This window comes from Streptomyces sp. NPDC033177, from assembly GCF_055577715.1.
The window spans coordinates 521,037-539,919 of record NZ_JBVIPS010000005.1 but is presented as its reverse complement, the minus strand read 5'-3'; the positions used below and the strand labels follow the sequence as shown (position 1 = coordinate 539,919).

14 protein-coding genes are annotated in these 18,883 nt (G+C 66.1%); 10 read left to right on the top strand and 4 right to left on the bottom strand.

All coding sequences use genetic code 11. The annotated features are described in order from the left end of the window. Nucleotide 1: 1 nt before the first annotated feature. Together ACZ5U5_RS20550 and ACZ5U5_RS20545 are read right to left on the bottom strand one after the other, a co-directional pair. Nucleotides 2-1,273 carry a hypothetical protein gene (locus ACZ5U5_RS20550; protein ID WP_469023778.1) on the bottom strand — a complete coding sequence of 424 codons (1,272 nt, stop codon included), beginning with the start codon at nt 1,271-1,273 and terminating at the stop codon, nt 2-4. A gap of 88 nt (nt 1,274-1,361) precedes the next feature. Further along, nucleotides 1,362-3,449, bottom strand: a complete 2,088-nt coding sequence (locus ACZ5U5_RS20545; protein ID WP_469023476.1) for a hypothetical protein — start codon at nt 3,447-3,449, stop codon at nt 1,362-1,364. Between the two features lie 341 nt (nt 3,450-3,790). Between ACZ5U5_RS20545 and ACZ5U5_RS20540 the strand changes: the two genes are divergently transcribed. From ACZ5U5_RS20540 to ACZ5U5_RS20525, 4 genes are all read left to right on the top strand, one after another. Further along, the gene (locus ACZ5U5_RS20540; RefSeq protein WP_469023474.1) at nt 3,791-4,327 is read left to right on the top strand and encodes a hypothetical protein; all 537 of its coding nucleotides are present in this window, start codon (nt 3,791-3,793) and stop codon (nt 4,325-4,327) included. A gap of 177 nt (nt 4,328-4,504) precedes the next feature. Then, complete coding sequence (locus tag ACZ5U5_RS20535; protein WP_469023471.1) at nt 4,505-5,146, top strand: hypothetical protein; 642 nt, start codon at nt 4,505-4,507, stop codon at nt 5,144-5,146. Between the two features lie 155 nt (nt 5,147-5,301). Next, a complete protein-coding gene (locus ACZ5U5_RS20530; RefSeq protein WP_469023469.1) occupies nt 5,302-5,790 on the top strand; it encodes an immunity 26/phosphotriesterase HocA family protein in 489 nt (162 codons plus the stop codon). A gap of 199 nt (nt 5,791-5,989) precedes the next feature. Then, nucleotides 5,990-10,528 carry a DUF6531 domain-containing protein gene (locus tag ACZ5U5_RS20525; protein ID WP_469023467.1) on the top strand — a complete coding sequence of 1,513 codons (4,539 nt, stop codon included), beginning with the start codon at nt 5,990-5,992 and terminating at the stop codon, nt 10,526-10,528. Between the two features lie 521 nt (nt 10,529-11,049). Here ACZ5U5_RS20525 and ACZ5U5_RS20520 read toward each other — a convergent pair. After that, nucleotides 11,050-11,319: a hypothetical protein gene (locus ACZ5U5_RS20520; RefSeq protein ID WP_469023464.1), complete on the bottom strand. Its 270-nt coding sequence runs from the start codon at nt 11,317-11,319 to the stop codon at nt 11,050-11,052. A gap of 175 nt (nt 11,320-11,494) precedes the next feature. Here ACZ5U5_RS20520 and ACZ5U5_RS20515 point away from each other — a divergent pair, with 175 nt between their 5' ends. Continuing rightward, on the top strand, nt 11,495-12,241 hold the full coding sequence (locus ACZ5U5_RS20515) for a hypothetical protein (RefSeq protein ID WP_469023461.1): 747 nt from the start codon (nt 11,495-11,497) through the stop codon (nt 12,239-12,241). Between the two features lie 157 nt (nt 12,242-12,398). Here the strand turns inward: ACZ5U5_RS20515 and ACZ5U5_RS20510 are convergent, their stop codons facing one another. Beyond that, complete coding sequence (locus tag ACZ5U5_RS20510; RefSeq protein ID WP_469023458.1) at nt 12,399-13,238, bottom strand: S1 family peptidase; 840 nt, start codon at nt 13,236-13,238, stop codon at nt 12,399-12,401. A 703-nt stretch (nt 13,239-13,941) separates the two neighbouring features. On the opposite strand from ACZ5U5_RS20510, the gene ACZ5U5_RS20505 reads away from it, so the two are divergent. Genes ACZ5U5_RS20505 through ACZ5U5_RS20485 form a run of 5 tightly spaced genes read left to right on the top strand, consistent with a single transcriptional unit; the run spans nt 13,942 to nt 18,883 of the window. Then, nucleotides 13,942-14,679 (top strand): RcpC/CpaB family pilus assembly protein, encoded by a 738-nt coding sequence (locus ACZ5U5_RS20505; protein WP_469023456.1) that lies wholly within the window; start codon nt 13,942-13,944, stop codon nt 14,677-14,679. Nucleotides 14,680-14,696: 17 nt separating this feature from the next. Further along, nucleotides 14,697-15,560: a hypothetical protein gene (locus tag ACZ5U5_RS20500; RefSeq protein ID WP_469023453.1), complete on the top strand. Its 864-nt coding sequence runs from the start codon at nt 14,697-14,699 to the stop codon at nt 15,558-15,560. After that, a complete protein-coding gene (locus ACZ5U5_RS20495; protein WP_469023450.1) occupies nt 15,557-16,867 on the top strand; it encodes a CpaF family protein in 1,311 nt (436 codons plus the stop codon). The genes ACZ5U5_RS20500 and ACZ5U5_RS20495 overlap by 4 nt, the downstream gene beginning before the upstream one ends. Before the next feature lie 31 nt (nt 16,868-16,898). Further along, entirely contained in the window at nt 16,899-17,948 is a 1,050-nt protein-coding gene (locus ACZ5U5_RS20490) for a type II secretion system F family protein (protein WP_469023448.1), read from the top strand. After that, a complete protein-coding gene (locus tag ACZ5U5_RS20485; RefSeq protein WP_469023445.1) occupies nt 17,945-18,883 on the top strand; it encodes a type II secretion system F family protein in 939 nt (312 codons plus the stop codon). The genes ACZ5U5_RS20490 and ACZ5U5_RS20485 overlap by 4 nt, the downstream gene beginning before the upstream one ends.

Genomic DNA, 18,883 nt, shown 5'->3' with positions numbered 1-18,883 from the left:
CTCACTCCCGCCCGTGGCCCCGCCCCCGGGGAAACTCCCCTCGCCCCACCCGTGCCGCGAGCCCATCGCGTTCCGTGTCCCGGAGCAGGGATCCGTACCCCGTGGCTGCCCACAGGCTCTGCTCGGGTGGTACCTCGAAGTACGGGAGCGCGCGGCCCTCGTGGGTGTCGGTGAGCACCTCTGGGGCTCGGCGGGACCGGACTGCCGTCGCGCATTCCTCGCATGCCGCTACGTGCAGGTGCTCGCGGCGGCCCAGCGGACGCCAGCGGAGGCGGAGAGCCGCGCGGCCGTGCAGGGGATGGAAGAAGCAGAGGGGGAGCGGCGAGCGGGCTGCGCCGTCCGCCGGGGCCAACGCGTCCCGGCCCTCCGAGACCAGCGCGAGTACGCCCGCCAGGTCCGGCAGACTGCGCGCCGAATCCAGGACCTTGACGGCGCCGGCGTAGGCGTCAAGTGCCCGCTGCAGAGCGGGCGTTGATGCCGGGTCGGCCTTCGCTGCCGCCTCACCCAGGGCGGTGACCTCCGTCTCCGTCTGGCGGCGCAACGCCTCCTCGTCCGCTGCTCGCGCCGCCGCGAACACCGCCTGAGGGAAGGCGAAGGGTGAACCAGTGGCGCTCGGGTACCGGTTCGGCCTGCCGCGCCCCCGGCGGCGTACGCCCACGAAGAAGAGCCCGCCGACGGCAAGCGCTACCGCGAGAGCGATGGCGGTCGGCAGCGGCCAGGAAGAGCCGCCCTCCTCGGTCCCGGCCTCCGGGTGGCTACCGCTCCCGCTCCCGCTGCTGGTGGCCTTCCCCAGGTCGGCCGTCGCCTCCTCATACGCCTGCGTGCCATCGCCCCGTGCGATCAGCTCGATCGCCTTCTCCGTCTGCTCCGCGAGCCCCGCGTCCTTCATCTCGTCCAGGAAACCGACGGTGCTCACCGCGTCGCCGGCCTGCTGCTTCTCCTCCGGCCACTCGAAACCGTGCAGATCGCCGCTCGACTTGTCGCCACCCGTGACGAGAATGAGCTCACGCTGCGCGAGGCGGTCGCGTACGACCTCGGCGAAGGCGTCGGCCTCGCCGTCGTACGCGTCGCCCTGGACCAGCGGCACGAGGGCAACCTTGATCGGCAGGCCGGTCTTCTCGATCTGCCGGGCGAGCTGCTTCTGGCGAACGGGAGGTACGGAGTCGGCGTACGCGGCGTCGACGTACACCGGGGACTTGCGCAGGGCGTCGGCGATCTTCTGGCCGGGGCTCGGGGCAGCGGCAGGTGGCTGCGCCGAGGAGGGCACGGCCATGGCCAGCAGGACGGCGAGGGCGACGACCCCGGCTGCGGTGAGACGCTTGAGGTCGACGACACGCTTCAGGTCGACGACACGCTTCAGGTCACTGAACACCGGCGTACTCCCGTACCTGACGGATGAGTTGAGGAACTCCATTGGCTATGGCGGGCAGCGGCCCCGCCGCCTCCTCGTACGGCACCCGCCCCGAGCGGCCCGCCCCCGGCAACGTCAGCCGGAGCGTGAAGGCGAGCCCCGGCTGCACCTCCACCAGGACGCGGCACTCCGCACACACCGGAAGGGTCCGCAGGCGCTGGTCCTCCGGCGAGTACCGGCCGTCGCGCCACCCCGTGGCCGGGCCGTGCAGCGGATTGAGCGCACAGCAGGGCTTGTCCGCACCGACGAGCGCGCCCCGGCCGACCCGCGCGAGGATGATCGCGGCGGCGAGGTCGGCGGGCGTGGCGTCGTCGTCGACGTGGCCGTCGGGGTCGCGATCGGCGAGGAGCGTCGCGGTGTCGAGACAGTCCCAGACGCGGGTCCGGACGGAGGGCCGGAGCTCGGCTGCGACGTCGAACTCGCGCGCCAATGCGTCTAGTTCGTCGCGGGCGGCCTGGCGCAGGTAGCCGAGGGAGGGAGCCGGCGGCGCCGTGAAGGTGAGGACTCCGTCGGGCGAAACGGTGCTGACCGGCGCCCGCCTGAGACCCGGCACCGCAAGCCGCAGCAGCCCGAGCAGCGCGGCGACGACCCCGAACAGCAGAGCCGCGGCGAACGCGCCGACGAGGAGCCCCGGCCAGAAGTCACCGGAGAAGAGCGGCGAGAGCGTCTCCTCCTCGACGGGCTCGGGGGCGTCGTCCATGCCGAGCGAGGAGGTCTCAGGCTCGGCGGTACGCGGCGCCTTGTCCAGGAAGGCCAGCAGGTCGTCGAGCCGCTCGCCGAGCCGGTGATCGGTGGAGCGGTCGTCGTCATCGCCGTAACGGATGGAGTCGGGGATGTCGAAGGCGACGAGATTCGCGTCGATGCGTACGTCGTAGGTGACGACATCGATCGTCCCGCCGAGAGGGTCAGCGACGACGTACACGCCGTGGTCGCCCTTCGCCCCCATCTTCTGCCGCACGGCCTCCACGAAGATCTCGGTCTCGCCGCCGGACTCGTCCTCGCTGAGCTGCGGCGCGAGGACGACGTGCACGGGCCCTCGGTCGAACTTGGCGATCCGCTCCCGGAGTTCGGCCCGCTGGCCGGCGTCGAGCAGCTGCGGGCTCTCGGGATCGCTGTAGATGGGCGCGTCCTGCTTCAGCCCGGCGGCGACCCGCTCGACGCGGCTCGACAGGTCGGACGCGGTGGGCGGCGGCGAGGAGCCGGCCGTGTCCTGGCGGAAGACGAGGAACGCGGTGAGGGCGATGGCCCCGGCGGTGAGGAGGGCTATGCCGGCTTCGACCCGGAAGGGGGTGAAGTGGCGGCGGGGAGAGGTGGATGGCTCACCCTCGGCGGCAGAGTGGCGTTGCTGCTGCTGCTGCTGTTGCCGCCGCGAGCGACGCACGTATCGCCGTACGTAGGGACTGAGGGCGAGGACCAGGAGCGGTACGCCGGTGAGTGCGATGCCGGTGACGAGGGACTGGTTGTCGCGGTCGGCGGGACCGATGTGCATCTCGTCGACTTCTTCACCGGTGTCGCCGCCGTACTTCTTGCGGGCGGCCTCCGCACGCTCGGCGGCCTTCTTGCTGCCCTGCGCGATGACGTCGGTGAACCGCTCGAAGCTCAGCAAGGGCCCTGCGTCGTAAGGGAGTTCATAGAGCGTCACGGTGGACGCGTCGTCGGCGGGCGCTCGCACCCCGAAGGCGGCGGCGTCGGCGACGCCCATGTCGTCGACGAGCACATAGAGCCCGTCCCGCCCCAGCCGGTCGTGCACGGCAGCGAGCAGCCGGTCGCCGCTGCTGCTCTGGCTGGGCAACACGAGGACGTAGGTGGGGACCTTGGTCCGCTTGGCCAGCTTCTTGAACTCGGGGGCCGTGGAGCGGGGGATGTCACGGGGGAGCTGGTCGGTGACGTGGACGGGGTCGGAGCGGAGAAAGTCGGCGAGGGCAGCGGCTTGGGTGGGGGCGGGGTCGTCCTGTGCGGCGGGCGGCGAGGTGGCGGGTGCGGCGAGCGCGGGTGCGGCCTCGCCGAGAAGGAGGAGCAGGGAGAGAGTGGCGAGCAAGGCGAAGAATCGCGGGCGCCGCGGCCTCCCCCTCGTCACCGCAACCGTGTCCGCACCGGCAACAACGTCCGCGGCCCCGTCGCCACCGGCCCCGCCCACTGCCACCTCCCCCGTCCTCTCCTGTCCGGCCCTCACCTGTCCCACCCCATAGCTCATTGGCCGCACTTTACTGTCGCGACGGGGATGTTTCACTGTCCCGAGCCGGCTGCACGACAGCTCGCCAACCGGCCTCGCCTGGTCAGCGGTTGACGGCCTGAATCTCCTCGACGGCGATCGGCTGATCGTTCCCACACTCGCCGTCGGGAAGCTCGCCGCCCGGACTGTTCAGGAGTAGCCATGGAATGCTCCAGCAGATGAGATACGTGAAGGTCGAATGGAACACCGAGCACCATGGTTTCCGGGTCAACGCGCAGGAATACCTGGCAGTACTGCCCACGCTCAGAGGGGCTCTGCCTGGCGGGGCTTGGGCCTTCGCGTCCGACGCCCGGCACTACGCCTTCGCGAGCGATCGCTGCGTAAAGGACTTGGAGCTCACAAGCATCGTCCTTCCCACAAAGACAGCAAGCGGACCGGGCCCGGCATCACTCACATTCGCACCAAACCGGTGGAGGCACGCCGCCGGCCTACGTATCGAGTACGCGGGCGTCACGCGCTTCTCCATCGACTACGCGAGGTCAATCGACTGGATGGAGCCGATCACCGTGTTGCTGGACGAGATCCTGCCGCACGAGATCCTGCCGCACGAGAGCCTGCCGCACGAGAGCGGGACCGGCGCCGGTGCAGGCATCACCCACGAGATGGAACTCACGGACGCGACGATCAAAGTGCACTGCGCGGACCTGACGGCGACATGGGAGGACGGGGGCGGCTGCAGATAGATCCCGCTCACATATGGGTGGGAAGCGAGGTTGATGGGACTTCCCTGCAATCGCGCGCCAAGCTGCCCCCCCCCACCCACGGACCCCCGGGACGGGACCCCCACCCAGGAGCGCAATTCCGCCTCGTACGCTGACAAGCCAGAGTCGACAGAAGACACAGGGGACGGGGACAACAGCATGGCCCGCTACACCGAAGCGCAGACCATCGCCCGCGGCGGATTCAGCATCAAGGTGCCGGAGACCTGGTGGGAGTTCGACGTCCGCCCGGAGTCGCGCGACGCGAGCATCCGGCAGATGATCAACGACCGCATCCGCGAGCGCCCCGAGCTTGAGCCGCACCGCGGCACCTTCGAGGGCTTCCTGCGCAAGGCGTCCAAGGAGGCCTGGCAGTCCGGCGCCCTGTACTGCGGCTGCATGGCGGAGAGCTTCGGCGGCGACGTGCCGGTCACCGGCTCGGTCACCGTCTCCCTGGTCGGCGCCCGCACATCGAACGGCGACGTGATGCCGACCGACCCCGCCGCGATCGTGGCCCAGCTCGGCGTACGCGAGGCCAAGCGCGAGGGCGACACGTACCGGAAGGTGACGACGGTCGACATCCCGGGCGTGGGGATGGCGGCCCGCACGTACGGCATCGAGGACATCTCGGTCCCCGGCGACGACCGCACGATGCGCGTCGTACTGATGCAGACGTTCATTCCGGTGCCGGGCCAGGAGGGGAAGGTGGCGCTGGTGGCGGGCAGCAGCCAGGTGCTGGACCTGGCCGACTCCTTCTTCGACATCTTCGACGCGGTGACGTCGACGTTCCGCTTCGCGGAATAGGCAGGCAGTACGGAAGGGAGGCAGGCACCTGTGGAGCGGACCATCGAAGAGGCCAGGCGCATAGGGGGTGATCGGTTGGCCTCGGACGAATCAGGCATCGCCATGCAGCCCGGCAACAACATACGGCTTGGGCGGTCCCTGAGGCGGGAGGGTTCATGAAACGGATGAAGGGGCAGCGACGGCGGCCTCAGGCGGGGGACGTGTTTGTTCTCCAACTGGAGGGCGACAGCTTCCGATTCGGGCGCATTATCAGGGTGGGAGAGAATGCAGCTCAGGCGCGATTCCCCGGTGGGATCCTCGCCTACATCTATGAGGTCCCGTCGTCCGACCAGAACCCTGACCTGACGCAGCTCACTCCTGACCGGTTGCTCATGCCACCGTTCTTCACCATGGCCTGGGGCTGGTCCAAGGGTTACTTCCGAACCGTGATGCACGCGGATCTGACCGCGGACGATCTCCTGAAGCAGCACTGCTTCTATGACGCGTACTACAAGGACTACGTAGACGAGAATGACCGCCGCATCTCCGAACGCGCCGACCCTTGCGGCGTTTTCGCGCTCTCCAACTTCGAGTACTTCCAGCACGAAGTCGACGAGGCTCTCGCCGGGCGGCCCGTAGTGGGGCGTCAGCGGGCGGAAGGGTAGGCAGTCGAAGACGCGGGCCTGGTCGGCGGGTGATCAGCACCCCGCAGCCCCCCCGGCGACGGCCGACGACGTGCCAACCGATGCCCTGTGCAGCCGCTGTGGGTCGAACTAGCAACTAGCTTTCCGTGGCTCGTACGAAACTAGTAACTTCGCATGTGCGTACGGGTGCTGGCGGGGCGGAAGCGACGGGGGTTGTGGCATGGCGGGGAATCGTCCGGCGGATTGGCATGTCCTGGACCTGGACAAGGACCCGACTCCGGGGGACCCGGACCGGGTGCGGAACCTGGCCAAGAACCTGCACGACTTCGCCGACGACGTGTCCAAGGTGCTGCGGGACATCAAGGGGATGGCGGGCGAGGACGCGATCCTCACCTGGGCGGGCAAGACGGCCGAGTCGTTCACACGAGAGTTCGAGGACGCGCCGGGCAAGCTGAAGAAGCTCAAGAAGAGCTACGAGATGGCCGGCGACGCGCTGTCGACGTACTGGCCGGAGCTGGAGCGCGCCCAGGCCCTCGCCGACAAGGCTCTGGTCAAGGGCCGTGAAGCGCAAGGCGACTTGTCCTCCGCCCAGACCCGCCTGACCTCGGCCGACTCGTGGATGGACAAGGCGGGCAAAGAAGCCGACAAGTACAAGGACGACAAGGACAGCGGGAAAGACGTCCCGAAGCCGGACCCGGACAAGGTCAAGGCCGCCACCCGCAACGCCACCGCCGCCGAGAAGGCCCAGACCGCCGCCAAGTCCGACGTCTCCGCCGCCAAGAGCAACCTCGACGCCGCGAAGAAGATGGCGGAAGACGCGCGCAAGATGCGCGAGAACGCGGCCGGGACGGCGAAGAAGAAGCTCGAAGAGGCCTCCGACGCCGGCATCCAGAACCGCAAGTGGTGGGAGGAGGTCGGCGACTGGGTCACCGACAACTGGGACACCATCGTCGCCGTCTGCAAGGTCGTCGTGGCGGTCCTGGGTGTCATCGCGATGATCATCGGCGGACCCATTCTCGGCGCGATCGTCCTCATCGCCGCCCTCGTCGTCCTCGCCGACACCCTGAATAAATACGCCAACGGAGAAGCAGGCCTACTCGACGTCGCCTTCGCCGCCCTGGACTGCATACCCGGCATGAAGGGCCTGACTTCCCTCCGCGGCCTCGCCAAGGGCATGAAGGGTCTCAAGGCCGGCATGAAGGGTCTAGCCCTCGGGGCCAAGGGCCTCGGTAAGGGCACCCGTGCAATGGGGCGGCAGATGAAGAAGCTCTTCACCTGTGGAGACCCCATCGACATGGCCACCGGCGAGATGGTCATGTCTGCCACCGATGTGGCTCTACCCGGTGTCCTGCCGCTACTCCTGGAACGTCACCACCGCACCTCCACGAAGGCTGGACGTTGGTTCGGACCGAGTTGGACCTCGACGCTTGATCAGCGCCTCATCCTCGACAAGGACGGCGTGCGGTTCATCAGCGACGACGGAATGGTCCTCCATTACCCGGTACCCGATCCGCACGAGCCGATCCAACCCGTCGAAGGTCCGCGCTGGCCACTGTTCTGGGATGGCGTCTCGCAATCTGCAATGACAATCCGCCAGCCGGAGAACAACATCACTCTGCATTTCCAGCCGGTGTCTGGTCGTTCGCCGTCAGAGCTTCCTATTTCAGCCATCTCCGACCGCAATGACCACACCATCACGATCAGCTACGGGGAGAACGGCGAGCCGCGAGAACTCGTCCACGAAGGCGGCTATCGCGTAGGTGTATCAGCCGACCGAGGTCGTGTTACGGCCTTCACTCTTCTCAATGATCCTGATCAGCCGACGCTCGTCCGATACGCATACGACAGCCGAGGGAATCTTGCCGAGATCTACAACTCCTCAGGGATCCCACTAAAGCTCTTCTATGATGAGCGTCGCCGCATCGATGGCTGGGAGGATCGAAATAACACGTGGTATCACTACGAATATGATGACACCGATCGTTGTGTTCGGACGACTGGAACGTCCGGAATCCTCGACTACACCTACATCTACGACACCGAAGCGAACACTACCCTTGCCGTCAACTCACTGGGGCACACAACCACTTACCAATTCAATGAGGCCTTGCAGCTTCATACCGAAACGGATCCCCTTGGTCACGCCACGGCGCGTGAGTGGACCCGCTACGACCAGTTGCTTTCTCTCACCGACCCGCTTGGACGAACCACCTCATACGATTATGACCTGGACGGAAACCTAACCCATGTCACACACCCCGACGGGGCGACGGTCGTAGCCGAGTACAACGAGCTGCGGCTACCGGCGAGGATTATTGATCCAGATGGCGCCCACTGGTTGAGGGAGTATGACGGTCGGGGGAATCTGACGAGGGAAACGGACCCAGTCGGTTCAACGACAGAATTGGATTACGATGAGCTCGGGCATCTGAGGACAGTAACTGATGCTCTGGGGAACGCACATGGCTTCCTCAATGATGCGGCAGGGTTGATTATTGCCACCACAAACCCGCTCTCTGCTGTAACTCGAATAAGGCGTGATTCATTCGGCCGCGTGACGTCAGTCTGTGAAAGCTCTGGAGAGGAGACGCGGTATGGCTGGACGGTTGAAGGGGAGCCGTCCTGGCGAATCGACCCCGACGGGTCGAGATCGCATTGGACGTACGATGCCGAGGGAAACCTTATTGAACACGCTGACCCTGAACGTGGCATTACGCGCTACGAAATTGGTGGTTTCGATCAGCCTAGTCGCAGGGTAGATCCAGATGGCAGACTGAATGAATTCACCTACGATGCCGAACTTCGATTGACGGGCGTCACAACGCCACTCGGAACTTGGACGTACGAATATGACGGAGTCGGAAATCTAGTCAGAGAGGGCGATTTCAACGGCCGACTCGTTCAATACCAGTACGATGCGGCACGTCAACTCATCGCTCGTATAAACGGTTCCGAACAACGAATCGAGTACGTCTACGATCCACGTGGCGCTACCGTCGGGCATCACGTCAACGGCAAAACCACCTCATTCGAATTCGACGTAAACGGATTGATGGTACGTGCCTCCAACTCTGAGTCGGAGATTGTTTTCGAACGGGATGCATGTGGACGCTCACTCATTGAGACTTGCAATGGTCGAATACTGGAACGCGCCTACGATGCTCTGGGGCGCACAACTCTCCTGCGTACGCCAAGTGGACTCTCGAACGAATGGACTTGGGGCCCGGGTGATCGTCCCGTAAGCCTTCAGGTTGCCGGACGCACCCTCACTTTCGAGTACGACACCGCAGGTCGTGAACTGGAACGACGCCTCAACACGGGTGTCACCTTGCGTCAAGAGTGGGGAACCGAGAACAGGCTCACGTCCCAGTCCTTGATTAATCGGGCAGGGGAGAACATCAAACGCCGGGAGTTCAGCTACCGAGCAGACGGTTATCTCACAGGCATCAGTGAATCAGGGAATAGAACCAGAAACTTTGCCCTTGATCGCCAGGGGCGTGTCACTTCTGTCGATGCCGAATCATGGCGTGAGGAATATGCCTACGATACGGCGGGAAACCTGAGCCAGGCTGTATGGCCTGACGGATCTTCCGGTACCGAACCGCAAGGGCCACGCAGATATGAGGGATCGCGCCTCCGGGAAACTCGTCGCGATCGCTACGAGTACGACGGCCAGGGACGCGTGGTCCGACACGTCCGGAAACTCCTGTCGGGTGGACGACATGTCTGGTGCTACACCTGGGATTCATATGACCGGCTCACGCAGGTCGTCACTCCGGATGGCCGAAGCTGGCGTTACCTCTACGACGCGCTTGGACGTCGCATCGCAAAACAGCTCCTGGCCGATGACGAAGAGACCATTGCTTCCCAAACCATATTCACCTGGGATGGGAGTCGACTCGCAGAACAAGAAGAGATCACGGAGGCCCCGGAGAAGAAGACGATCACTTGGGGGTGGGAGCCGGAATCGCATCGCCCAATTACGCAGGTAGAACGCACAAGTGCGCTAGACATCCCGCAGGCACAGGTCGATGAGCAGTTCTTCGAAATTGTCACAGACCTCATCGGTACGCCGACGGAACTCGTGGATGATACCGGTGATATAGCTTGGCGTAGTTCGTCAAATATATGGGGCAGTCCCATGGGGGACCCTCTCTGCGGTGACGATACTGATTGCCTTCTCCGTTTTCCCGGTCAATACTATGACGCCGAGAGCGGGCTCCATTACAACCTTTTTCGCTACTATGACCCGGCCATCGGCTGCTACTACACCCCCGATTCACTAGGCCTCGCTCCAGCTCCGAACCCGTACAGTTATCCGGCCAACCCTCTCCTATGGTCCGACCCGCTCGGGCTCACCCCCTGCGTGGCTAAGCAGCTCTCGAAGAGGGCATCTGAAATACATGCCCAAGCAGGGCACCCCATTGCCCAATCAAGATCCACAGTAGCCGTTATACGGGCCCGAACCCCATACGGCGACATAGATGTCGTGGCCGGCAGCGGTCGTGGCCTCAACAAGACACAGGAGGGTATGCTAAGGAGAGGGGAAATGCTTGCGGATAACATTGACGGAACCCATGCGGAACAGAATGCGATGCTACACATCATCAAGAATGGCTGGACTCCGGTCGCTGGTGGTGCTTCACGAAGCGTATGCGATGACGTTTGTGCGCCGCTGATCCGCGCCTCTGGCGGGCGGATTACAGGCGACGTGTTTCAGCGTGAATCCGGAACAAAGATTAGGACATTCCTGTGGTAGATCTACAGCAGCGACTCACCGCTTTCGCGGAGACTGCATCACCGACCTCATGTCAGATCTTTCTGGCAGGTTGTGTCGAGCGCGTATCGGCATCCTTCTTCTGGGGTCTGAGCGGAAAAGAAGAGCGCTCGCAGGATGTCGACCTCTATCTTTCATCTCTGAATGAATTGTGGCAGATCGGCCCGGAAGCAGCAGGGCCTGCCAAATTTGAAGAAATTCGGCAGCGAATCTACGCCTTTCCGGAACTCGCGCAGGAGGAGGAGCCGTCGGGCGTCGGTGCTTACGTCTCAGATGCTCTCTCGGCTCTATATTATGCGTACTCCTACATGGCAACTCTCGATGTCTCGTGGGTCGCATATACCTCGTCTTGTCTAGCGGATTCCGCACACTTCCTGGATCGTGCAGCGGGAAGCGGGAGCTCCATGTCGGAATCCGAGCTCACTGAACAACTCGAATGCATCGACCTCCTCTCAGCCGATGTGGGTACTGCATCCGCATCGGTCGCTACGTTGAGGGAGAAGTCACAGAAAGCCGGTAGACAGCGGGTGGTATTGCTTCAGACACTTAGCTTCGGGTGAAATGCTTTCCGGGGGAGCCCACTCCGGCCAGGCCGACCTGTCGTGCAGCCGCTTCAAGGCGGCACCGGCATCCACTGCATCAACACCGAACACCGCCGTCGGGAAGCCTTCGCTGAGATCCGAGAGATGGGCGGCCCAGAATCCCGGTTCGTCGAACAGTGAAATGCCGTGCACGACGGGGGCCGATGCGTACCAGTGCCGTGCCGTCACCATGCCGGGGATTCTCGCCCATCTGACCTCCGAACCAGGACCGCGACGCGGACGTACGACGTCGATGAGCGGGGCTGGATCTGCGACGGGGGCACAGCCCGCGGACTCATCCAGCGTCTTCCACGCCTTCGACGAGCTTGTGGACACCCATGCAGCTAGTCGAGGAGACAGAGACCCGATGAACATTCAAGAAGCAGTGGCCGGTTTCCCTGGCTCCATTCAGCTCGATGGTCTGGAAAGTGCTTGGTACTGGTCCCCCGCGCCCGGAATCGACTTCGCCGGAGCCCTGTCTGCCGATGGGCGTCGGCTGCTGCAGCTCAGGGCTGCCGATTCGTATGATCAGGATCTGGCGGTAGCCGTACTAGGATTCGCGCGGGATCACGAGCAGGCCATGTTCGCCACGAATCCGAGCCTCGGTTTCGCGACAGGGTTCTTTCCTCCGAAGGGCTTCGAATTCGACACCGTTGCGGCAGCGTCCCCTGAAGTGCACCGGTTCTACGCCTACGAGAACCCGGAACTGATGCCGCTCGTCCGGGTGGTTCTCCCGGCGTATGCCTGTGAATTCTCCGGTGCGGAGTCCGAGAGTGAAGCGATCACCCGGTACAAGATGCTGGGCAAGAGTCGTCTTCTTGCGCGTGATCCGGTTCCGTTCCTCAAGATGCGGTACGCCAACACCCGAACCAAGGCGCGGAGTACCAACCCTGGACGCGGGTTCACGGAGGAGCAGAGGCTGCAACAGGAACTCCGGGACATGGACGGCGCACCTGACAGTTTCGTGGAATTCGAGAACCGTCACGCCAAGGTATGGCGCGTTGAATGGCATGGCGCTTGGTACATGGCCGAGTGGGACACGCAGGGCCGGGCACCACAAGAGATTGGCATTGACGATCTGTTGGCGTTCGCTGAGGCTCGGCTGCGGGACTGACGGGTGACGAATACGCCCGGAACGCCCCGCTCCCCACTGCCGTCTGCTGGAACGGCTGGATGGTGTCGTAGTGCGCAGGGAACGGGACAGCGGTGTCGGCACCGGGTGGGGGAGCCTCGGGGCGAGGCTCCCCCACCCGAATAGTCAGTCCGTCGGCTCAGCGGCGGTTCAACCCCCGCTTCACCTTCTTCCCAGCCGCCGACTCATCCAGCGTCTTCCACAGCTTCGACGAGCTAATCGACGTGTACACCCCCGGAGCGCCCTGCGCCCCGCAGCCGTCCCCGTATGAGACGACGCCGATCTGGATCGGGGCCCTGCGGCCGGGGACGCTGCGGAAGATGGGGCCGCCGCTGTCGCCCTGGCAGGAGTCCTTCGTCTCGACTCCCGCGCAGAAGTTGACCTTTGAGTTGTACTCGGCGTAGCTCGTGCCGCATTCCGCGTGCGAGAGGATCGGGACCTTTACCTCGCGGAGGCGGTCCGGGGTGTTGGGGAGCTCCGTGTCCGTGTTGCCCCAGCCCGCGACCGTTGCCTTCTGGCCGGGACGGATCAGGGCGTCCGTGCCCTGGGTGGGGAGGGCGATCGGGGAGATCCCGCGCACCGGCTTGCTGAGTTGGATGAACGCTACGTCGTACGCCTCCTGGCCCTTGAGGTAGCGCGGGTGTACGACCACGCCGGCCTTCGCCACGTTGCGTATCTGGCCCTGGCCTGCCTTCGAGAGGACCGTGCGGCCCACCGCCACCTGGAGCTTCTTCGGCTTCAGTGGCTTGCCCGCGTCGTCCACCAGGCAGTGCGCCGCCGTCATGACGGTGTCCGCCGCGACCAGGCTGCCGCCGCAGAACTGGCGGTCCAGCGGGCTGCCGGAGCTCTTGTCCATGATGGCCGCCATGAACGGGTAGGCGCCGTTGGGGACTTCGGTGCCGCCGATGATCGCGTGCGCCGCGGGGCTGCCGGTGGCCAGCATGGCAAGGGCGGCCGTCGCCACGCCTGTTGCCGCCATGGCCTTGCGGGGCGTCCTCCGTGAGGAACGTCGTGCGGATGTGGGAGAGGAAAGTCTCATGGGGGTTGAAATTCTCTTCCGTGTCTAGCAGAGCAGGAATTTCCGGTGCGGCACGCCGTATCGAGCTCCGTTGGCGGGGGCCGGCGCGTGCCGCCGGCCTGTCAGACGAGGCAGCCCGAGCCTCGGTTCATCGGTTGACGCATGCGGTTCACCGGTTGACCCATGTGACTCATCGAGTGACGTATGCGGCCGAAGTCCCCACCCGCGACACATGGCCGAACCCGGCCCAACCCGAACCCCCGGGAACCACTCCCGCCCCTCCCAGCGTCATCCGTGCGTCATCCGTGCGGCTGATGGATCAGCTCCCCGTCAGCCACGCAGCCAGTGGTGTTCCTCATCACCGCACCCACCACCGCCCGTTGCGCAAACAATGGATATTCGCGTACGCACATCCCCCTCTCCACTCGCGATCCCGGAATGCGTGGGAACCATGGAGTACGGATTGCGCGTGGGTAACGATGGGGAGCGAGGGCTCCGGCAGTCAGAACGCGCCTTGAGGGGCTTATGTGCTGCTGATACGGTGCGATGACTTGACACTGTGCCTGGGGCTGAATAGCCCGTCCCGAGGCGGGCGAAGATAGTCGCGAGTGTTGCAAGTGTCTGAAAATGACCGAATCTTCTTGGGCGTGCGGGGAGCAGTTGCGTGAAGATCCAAGAGCGTACGGGGGCGGGCAACAGCCGTTCCGCCGCGCCGGTTCAGCCAGCGGTCGGTGAGCGCCTTCCCGCGCCGCCTCGCGAGCGCAAACCGGCACTCGCCGCCCTGGCCGTTCTGCTCATCCTCATCGGCGCCCTCGGTGCCACCGTCCTCGTTCTGCGCGCGGGCGAGCGGGTGGAGGTCGTGAAGGTGACGGCCGAGATCCCGGCGGGGGAGTCGGTGAGTGACGACAACGTCACCTCCGTCATGGTCGCCGACGATGCGAGCATCAACTACGTGAAGTGGTCGCAGGTCGACGGGCTGAAGAAGCTCAAGGCCACCAACACCATTCCCAAGGGTGCCGTCGCCGTCGGCGAGATGTTCTCCAGCAAGAGCGGCCTGCCCGCGGGCAAGTCGGCCGTCGGTGTCTCCCTCAAGGAGGGGCAGTACCCCGCGGACGGCCTGAAGTCCGGCGACATCGTGGACGTCTACCAGGTCGGCGACGACGCTTCCGGTGGAAGCTCCGGCGACAAGGGGACCGGCGGCTCCGCCGGGACGAGCGCGGGTGACACGCCCATCGTCTCGGCCGCCCGTGTCAACGCCGTCGCGGACAAGAGCGACGCCACCGTGAGCACCGGTGCCCTCGGCATCACGCTCCTGGTGGACAGCGCCGACGCCGCCGCCGTCACCAGGGCCGCGTCCGCCGGTGCCGTCTCGCTCGTCCAAGTGTCTCCCAACGGCAACTAGAGGCGAGTAGAAGAGACATGGCGCTCATTGCTCTCGCTGCCGACAAGGGTTCTCCCGGAGTCACCACCGCGGCCGTCGCGCTCGCAGCCGTCTGGCCGCGGCGCGTGCTCGTCGCGGAGACCGACCCCGCCGGCGGTGACCTGGTCTACCGCAGTGCCGCCGCGCACGGCGGACCGCTCAACCCCAACACCGGGATGCTCAGCATCGCGGCCACCGCCCGGCGTGGGCTCGTCCCTGATCAACTCTGGGACCACACACAGCCGTTGAGCGGTGGGCTCGAGGTGCTCGTCGGGCTCGGTATCGCCGAGCAGGCCGCCGGGCTCGCGGGCCTCTGGCCGACCCTCGGCCGTGCCTTCTCGCAGCTCGCCGATTCGCCGAACGCGCCCGCGGATGTCATTGCTGACTGCGGTCGTATCAGTGGTGACACCCCCGCCGTCGAGCTCTTCCCGCAGGCGGCCCTCGTGCTGCTCGTCTCGCGGACCGAGCCCGAGGCCATCGCGCGCGTACGCGACCGGGCCGCCGCGCTCGCCACCAAACTGCACGGCGGATCGCGGGGGGCCGCGTCGCTCGCGACCCCGCTCATCGGCGTACTCCTGATCGCCGATCCCTCGACGTCCGGCAAGCTCGTCCACCAGGTCAACGACATGCTGATGGCGGCGCAGACCGGCGCCCGCGTCGTCGGCACCCTCGCCGAAGACCCGGCGGGTGCCGAGCAGTTGGCCGGGCGGAAGCGCGGGCGTCTCGACAAGTCGATGCTGATCCGCTCGGCCCGCAAGGTGACCGTCGACCTCTACCAGCAGTACGGCGCCGCCTGGGCCAACCCGAACGCGGGCACGCACGGCACCGCCGGAATGCAGGGCACGCACGGGGCCGGCCGATGAGCGTTCCCGTCGATCACCAGCTCGTGAAGCGGTTCCGGCAGGACGCCGGCGACCGCATCGCCGAGCAGCGCCGCCTGGACCAGGTCTCCGGCGTCACCCCCATGTCGGGCGAGGACGAGCGGCAGTACGCCCGCGCCGTCATCGCCCAGATCCTGGAGGAGTACGCCCGGATAGAGATCAACGCCGGGCGGACCCCGCTGGACGCCGAGACCGAGGAGAAGTACGCGGCCGCGGTGCACGCGGCGCTCTTCGGCGTCGGACGGCTCCAGCCGCTGCTCGACGACCCCGAGGTCGAGAACATCGACATCAACGGGTGCGACCAGGTCTTCGTCGGATACGCCAACGGCCGTGAGACCAAGGCCGATCCGGTCGCCGAGACCGACGAGGAGCTCATCGAGCTCATCCAGATCCTCGGCGCGTACTCCGGTCTCTCCTCGCGCCCCTTCGACTCCGCGAACCCGCAGCTCGACCTCCGGCTGCCCGACGGCTCGCGTCTGTCGGCCGTCATGGACGTCACGCGGCGCCCGGCGCTCTCCATCCGACGTGCCCGCATGGGCAAGGTCTTCATGTCGGACCTGGTGGGCAACGGCACGGTGACCCCCGAGGTCGCGCACTTCATGGCCTGCGCGGTGCGGGCCCGCAAGAACATCATGATCGCGGGCGCGACGAACGCCGGCAAGACCACTCTGCTGAGGGCGCTCGCCAACGAGATCCCGCCGCACGAGCGACTGGTGACCGTCGAGCGCGCCCTGGAACTCGGCCTCGACCAGTTCGCCGACCTCCACCCGAACGTCGTCGCGTTCGAGGAGCGCCTGCCCAACTCCGAGGGCCAGGGCACCATTTCGATGGCGGAGCTCGTACGCCGTTCGCTCCGTATGAACCCCTCCCGCGTCATCGTCGGTGAGGTACTCGGCGACGAGATCGTGACGATGCTGAACGCGATGTCCCAGGGCAACGACGGCTCGCTCTCCACGATCCACGCCAACAGTTCGAGTGAGGTCTTCAACCGCATCTCGACGTACGCCCTCCAGGCCACCGAGCGGCTGCCCATCGAGGCCAGCCAGATGCTCGTGGCCGGAGCCGTCAACTTCGTCGTCTTCATCCAGCGGCGCAACAACTACCAGACCGGCGGCAAGCTCCAGCGCATGGTGACCTCGGTCCGCGAGGTCAACGGCGTCGACGGCCGCGTCCTGTCCAGCGAGGTCTTCGCGGAGGCCGCGAACGGGCAGGTCGTCGCGCACGCGCCGATCGCCTGCATGGACGACCTGGCCGCGTTCGGCTACCGCCCCGCCGGGCAATGGGGGTGAGCACGACATGAACTCGACCGAGCTTCACGGCATGAACTCAACTGAGCTTGCTGCGCTGGGCGACCTCGGCTCGATGGGCGGCCTCTTCTCGCTGCCCGTCCTGTACGCACTGGGCTGCGGCATCGCGGTCGGCGGTGGCATCGCGGTCCTCGCGATGGCGCTGCGCGGTCTGCCGGTGAAACCGGAGCACGAGAAGCAGAAGGCAAGCCAGCGGATGAGCGAACTCATCCGGTTCGCGGGCCAGCGCGGCTCGCTCGCCATCGGCGTGGGCCTGGTGGTCCTTCTCCTCACCCGGTGGGCGGTCGCGGGCATCGCGTCCGGCGTCCTCGTCTTCTTCTGGGACAAGCTGTTCGGCGGCGCGTCCGAGGAGCGCGGTCAGATGAAGCGCGTCGAGGCACTCGCCGCCTGGACGGAGTCCCTGCGCGACACCATCGCGGGCGCGGTGGGCCTGGAGCAGGCGATCCCCGCGTCAGCACGAGCGGCGGCGCCCGTACTCCGCCCGCACCTGGACGCCCTGGTGGACCGGCTGCGTGCGCGCACGCCGCTTCCCGAGGCCCTGCAGATCCTGGCCGACGAGATCGACGACGCCTCGGCCGACATCATCGTGGCGGCGCTGATCCTGAACGCGAAGCTGCGCGGTCCGGGCCTGCGCCAGGTCCTCGGCGCGCTCGCCAAGTCGGCGCGCGAAGAGGTCGACATGCGCCAGCGCGTGATGTCACAGCGTGCGTCGACGCGGCGCTCGGTGCAGATCGTGGTCGCGGTGTCGATCGCCTTCGTGCTCGGCCTCTCGATCTTCAACCGCGACTTCGTCGAGCCTTACGGCACGGCGGTCGGCCAGCTCGTACTCGCCTGTGTCTGCGGCCTGTTCGCGCTCGGCTTCTGGTGGCTGCGCAAGCTCTCGACGGTGGAGACACCGGACCGCTTCCTGGTCCGTGACGAGCCCGGCGTGCAGTTCGTGCGGCCGCGGGGGGCGGGGGCGGTTCCCGGTGCGGGCGCTCCGGGCGAGCAGTCACCGCTGACGAGCCCGACCGGACCTTACGGCCAGCCGGGCCATCAGAACCCTGAGGGGGTACGTCGATGAGCCTGACGATGCCGATAGTGATCGGCGCCATCATGGGCCTGGGCATCTACGCCCTCGTACGTGCGCTGATGCCCTCGAAGCGCAGTGCGGTGGCGACTGTCGCGCGGATCGATGCGATGCGGGCGCGGGGAGCGGCGTACGAATCGTCGCATCGCGCCACTTCCGGTGACGGCAAGAAGGACTCGGGCCGGCTGGGGACGATGCGGTCCCGCATGGGTATGCGAGTCGCCGAGTTCTACCTCCAGCAGGGCTGGGAACAGCGCTCGCTGCGGGCCGACCTGGCGGTGCTCGACCGTAGCTGGGAAAAGTTCCTCGCGACGAAGACGCTGCTCGCGGCCACGGGTGTGTTCTTCGGGCCGTTCCTGTTCGCCGTCATCTGGACGCTGGGGGTCGGCAGCAGCCCGATCATCCCGGTCTGGCTGGCCCTGATGTTCGGCGCCCTCTTCTTCTTCCTGCCCGACCTCGAGGTACGGCGGGACGCGGCGAACAAGCGACGTGACCTGCGTCGCGTGATCGGCGCCTATCTGGACCTGGTGTCGATGAGCCTGGCGGGCGGCCGGGGTCTCCCGGAAGCCCTGATGGCGGCGGCGGAAGTCTCCGACGGCTGGGCGGCGCGGCGTATCCGCACCGCACTGGCCGACGCCCGGATCACCGGCATCAGCCAGTGGCAGGCGCTCGGCACGCTCGGTGAGGAGCTGGGCGTCGAGGAGCTGAAGGACTTGTCGGCGTCCCTGGCCCTGGTGGCGGACGACGGTGCGAAGGTCCGAGAGTCGCTCGCCTCCCGTGCGGAGACGATGCGGCACCGCGAAATGGCAGAGATCGAGGGCAGCGCGGGCGAGAAGTCCCAGTCGATGCTTGTCGCCCAGTTGCTGCTGTGCGCGGGCTTCCTTGTCTTCCTGATCTTCCCGGCGGCAATGCGCGTGTTCCAGGTCTAG